The sequence below is a fragment of the Kitasatospora sp. NPDC004799 genome (genome assembly GCF_040609095.1).
Lineage (GTDB): Bacteria > Actinomycetota > Actinomycetes > Streptomycetales > Streptomycetaceae > Kitasatospora.
In genome coordinates, this window is sequence record NZ_JBEXJK010000559.1 from 1 (window position 1) to 4,236 (window position 4,236).

Below are 4,236 nucleotides of genomic sequence, written 5' to 3' on the forward strand. Positions count from 1 at the left end.
GAATCCCACCGCGGCCGGCGCCGGGCCTTCGGCACGCCCGCCCACCGCGCCGGCCCGGGGGCGGACGCAGGTCCGGCTCGGGGGTGTGTACCGTCACGAACGGTCGGATGAAACCGTTCGTTCGGTTTCTCGGTTCCTCGGTTCCTCGGTGACGGAGACGGCGGGCCGGAGAGCGAACCGTCAGGAGGATCCGAGGCGGGTGGTCACCCGCAGGGCGGTGCGGCCTGACGGGGTGTGGGGTCGGGGGATCGGTCGGCGGGATTCATCGGCTTCGTCTTGTCGCCCGCGGGTGGGGCGCAGCTAAGATACGGGGTGTTTGGTTTTGTTTTCCGGGAGCTCAGGGCGGGTGGTTTTCGGTGGTACGACAGGAGCGGGCGCTCCGGACACGTCGGCTGATCCTGGAGGCGGCGGCCTCGGTCTTCGACGAGTTCGGGTACGACGGCGCGACCATCGGCGAGGTGGTCTCCCGGGCCGGCGTGACGCGGGGCGCGGTGTATTTCCATTTCGCCTCGAAGCGCGATCTGGCGCAGGGCGTGGTGGAGGAGCAGTTCGTCCAGGACGGAGTTCCCGAACGGTCCTGCAAACTCCAGGAGTTCGTGGACACCGGGATGGCGGTGGCGTACCTGATGCCGCGTGACCCGCTGCTCAGCGCGGGCGCCCGGCTCTCGCTCGGGCAGGACCTCTTCGACGATCTCGGCGGCGGTGCCATCCCCGGTTGGATCAGCCGGTTCGAGTCGCTGCTGCTCGCGGCCGGCGAGCGCGGGGAGCTGCTCCCGCACGTGGTGCCGGCGGACACCGCGTGGCTGCTCGTCGCGGCGTGGACGGGGGTGCAGATCCAGTCCCAGAAGCTCTGCGGCCGGGCGGACCTGGAGGCGCGGGTGTCCGGGCTGTACCAGCACCTGATGCCCAGCATCGCGGTGCCGGGAGTGCTCGGTTCGCTGCGGATGGGGCCGAACCGCGGTGCCGAGGTGGTCGCCGAGGCCGCGGCGGCCCGGGCCGCCGCGGAGGGCGGTGCGCGGACCGGGGCGCAGGCGGAGGTCGGGGTGGGCTGACGGCGGCTCACCGGACCTCCGGCCCAGGGGAATCCGGGCGGGCGAGGACGGCGGGCCCGGGCTGACGGGCGGCGACGGGCTGACGGGCGGCGACGGGACCACGGGGGTCCGGCGCCGCCTTTGCTGTGCCCGGATCCGGTCACGCACGGTGGCGGAAGTGCCCGCCATGGTGACCAGCCGTGTCGATGGATCGAAACAAACAGCACGTTCGGTTTTGTATTGACAAACCGCGCGTCCTGTTTTTGACTGGTCGCAGTTGACCCAGGGTGTCGGCCCGGGTGCCGGCTGCGGCGAGGGGGCCGCGGGCGTTCCGTGTGATTGGCGTTCCGTGTGATTGGGGTGGTCATCGTGGAAATCCGGGTGCTCGGGACGTTGGACGTCCGGGTGTGCGGGATGTCGGTGGTGCCGTCGGCGCCCAAACCGCGGCAGGTGCTGGGGCTGCTGGCGCTGCGGGCGGACCAGGTGGTGCCGGCCGGGGTGCTGGCCGACGAGCTGTGGTCCGGCCGCCCGCCGCGCAGCGCGCGCACCACCGTGCAGACGTACGTGCTCCAGCTGCGCGACCTCATCGACCGGGCGCTGGCCGCGGCCGGTGTGCCGAGGGGGGTGTCCTGCGCCAAGGACGTCCTGGTGACCTCGCCGGGCGGGTACCTGCTGAACAGCGGCGGCGGACTGACGGACCTGCGGGAGTTCGAGCGGCTGGCCGGAACGGGCTACCGGGCGATGGACGACGAGGACTATCCGGCGGCCGCCCGGCAGCTCGGCGAGGCACTCGCGCTGTGGCGCGGCCCGGCCTTCGCGGACGTCCCGGTCGGCGGCCAACTCGCCGTTGAGGCCCGGCGGTTGGAGGAGAGCCGGCTCTGCGCGCTGGACCAGCGGATCGAGGCCGACCTGCGGCTCGGCCGGCACCGGGTGCTGCTGGCCGAACTCACCGTGCTCGTGGACCGCTACCGCACCCACGAGAGCCTGCACGGCCAGTACATGATCGCCCTGCACCGATCCGGCCGCCGGGGCGAGGCACTGCAGGCGTACCAGCGCCTGCGGAACACCCTGGTACGGGAGTTGGGCATGGAGCCCTCGGCCGGGCTGCGGCGGCTCCAGCGCGCCGTGCTGCTCGCCGGGCCGGAGCGGGTGGAGCGCGAACCCGACGGTGCGGCCGCCGCGCCGGTGCCGGCGGGCCGGCTCAGCCGGGTGGGCTGAACGAGGTGGGCTGAACGAGGTCGGTTGAACCGACCCGGTCGACGTCGAACCGGATCGGTGGAGAACCGGATCGGTGGAGAACCGTCCGGCCGTCCGGGGCCGGCGCCGCGTCAGCGGCCACCCCGGACGGCCGTCGGAGGCCGCGCCGCCCGTCCGGGGGCGGTCGCGGTGCGGTCGGAACCTGCGTGTCGTCGTGAGGGGTTGGGGAACGGGTGGTTCAGGAGAGGTCGGAACGGACGCGCGGGCGGCTGGTGGCGGCGGGGGCGGCCCTGTTCGACCGCCGCGGGTACGCCGGGGCCACCCTCGGCGAGATCGCCGCGGCCGCCGGGGTGACGAAGGGGGCGCTGTACTTCCACTTCGCCTCCAAGGAGGAGCTGGCCAGGGCGGTGTCCGGAGCGGCCGAGGACGCGCTGCGGACGGCCTGCGCGGAGCTGCGGGCCGCTTCCTCCCCGCTCCAGGGGCTGATCGACGCCGGGTACTGGCTGGTCGACGCCCTCGGGGCGGACCCGGTGATCCGGGCGGCCTTCCGCCTCGGCCGCGAGGACGGCGGGTGGCGGGCACCCGGCACGGCCGCGCCCGCCGCACCGGACACCGACCCGTGGGCCTTCGCCGACCTGCGCGGCTTCCACCGCGTCTGGGCCGGCGTCGTGCGGGACCTGCTGGTCGGCGCCCGCCGCGCGGGCGAGCTGGGCGACCGCGTGGGCGGCCTCGGCCCGGAGACCCTGGTGGTGACCGCCGCCTGCGGTCTGGAGGTGGTGTTCGCCGACGGCTGCCCCACCGAGGAGCGCGCCCGCCGGGTCGGAGCCCTCTGGGAGTGGCTGCTGCCCTGCCTGGTGCCCCCGGGCACGGCCGCCGGATACCGCACCGGGCCGCCGGCCCTCCGGGATCACGCGGGTCGTCCCCGGCCGGCGATGGGGTAGAGTGGCCGCCGCCGAGCATGACCGCGACTCAGGGAGGTGAGACCCATTACCGGAATGTCCGAGCGGGTGCTCCCGGAGCGCGGCCGCGTGGGCGCCTCGCGCGCATAGCGCGGACGGCGCGCCGACGTGCTGTCGGCCCTCACGGGAGCCCTGACGGAGTCACCAGCTCTCCCGTTTCCCCCAAGGGGTTCCTCTTGTCCGTCTTCCCTTCCGCCTCCCTCCGTTCCTCGGTGGTCTCCCGACTGCGCGCCGCCGGTTGCGTCTTCGCCGAGGACGAGGCGCGGATCCTGCTCTCCGCCGCCGCCTCGCCCGCCGATCTGGCCGCCATGGTCCGCTCCCGCGCCGACGGCCGGCCGCTCGAACATGTCGTCGGCTGGGCCGAGTTCGCCGGGCTGCGGATCGCCGTCGACCCGGGCGTCTTCGTCCCGCGCCGCCGCAGCGAGTTCCTGGCCGCCACCGCCACCGCGCTGACCGGCCCGGGCGCGGTGGTGCTCGACCTGTGCTGCGGCAGCGGCGCGCTGGGCGCGGCGGTGGCGGCCTCGGCCGCGCACCCGGTCGAGCTCTACGCGGCCGACATCGACCCGGGCGCGGTCCGCTGCGCCCGCCGCAACCTGGCCGGCGGTTCGGCGCGGGTCTTCGAGGGCGACCTGTTCGACGCCGTGCCGGCGGACCTGCGCGGCCGGGTGGACGTGCTGATCGCCAACGTCCCGTACGTCCCGACCGGCGACCTCGGCCTGCTGCCGCCCGAGGCGCGGCTGCACGAGGCCCGGCCCGCGCTGGACGGCGGGGCGGACGGGCTGGACGTGCTGCGGCGGGTGGTCGCCGAGGCGCCGCGGTGGCTGGCGCCCGGCGGGTCGCTGCTGTTCGAGACCAGTGAGCGGCAGGCGCCGACGGCGCTCGCGGTGACCAGGGCGGCCGGGCTGGCGGCGGTGGAGAGCTGGCAGGAGGACCTGGACGCGACGGTGGTCACGGCGACGCTGGGCTGAACCACCCCGCTGCCGGGCGGAGTCGGAGCACGCGCCGGACACGGCGGCCCGGCCGCCGTCCCCAGGGACGGTGGCCGGGCC

The 4,236-nt window shown here is 75.2% G+C and carries 4 protein-coding genes; all 4 read left to right on the forward strand.

Translation table 11 applies throughout. The annotated features are described in order from the left end of the window. Positions 1-356: 356 nt before the first annotated feature. The 4 genes from ABZW03_RS37930 (at position 357) to ABZW03_RS37945 (ending at position 4,155) form a co-directional block, all read left to right on the forward strand. Positions 357-1,052, forward strand: a complete 696-nt coding sequence (locus ABZW03_RS37930) for a ScbR family autoregulator-binding transcription factor (RefSeq protein WP_355268997.1) — start codon at positions 357-359, stop codon at positions 1,050-1,052. Between the two features lie 348 nt (positions 1,053-1,400). Further along, positions 1,401-2,249, forward strand: coding sequence for an AfsR/SARP family transcriptional regulator (locus ABZW03_RS37935; protein WP_355269002.1), 849 nt, complete (start codon positions 1,401-1,403; stop codon positions 2,247-2,249). 212 nt (positions 2,250-2,461) lie between these two features. After that, positions 2,462-3,169: a ScbR family autoregulator-binding transcription factor gene (locus ABZW03_RS37940; RefSeq protein WP_355268998.1), complete on the forward strand. Its 708-nt coding sequence runs from the start codon at positions 2,462-2,464 to the stop codon at positions 3,167-3,169. A gap of 194 nt (positions 3,170-3,363) precedes the next feature. Further along, positions 3,364-4,155, forward strand: a complete 792-nt coding sequence (locus ABZW03_RS37945) for a putative protein N(5)-glutamine methyltransferase (RefSeq protein ID WP_355269000.1) — start codon at positions 3,364-3,366, stop codon at positions 4,153-4,155. Positions 4,156-4,236 lie beyond the last annotated feature (81 nt).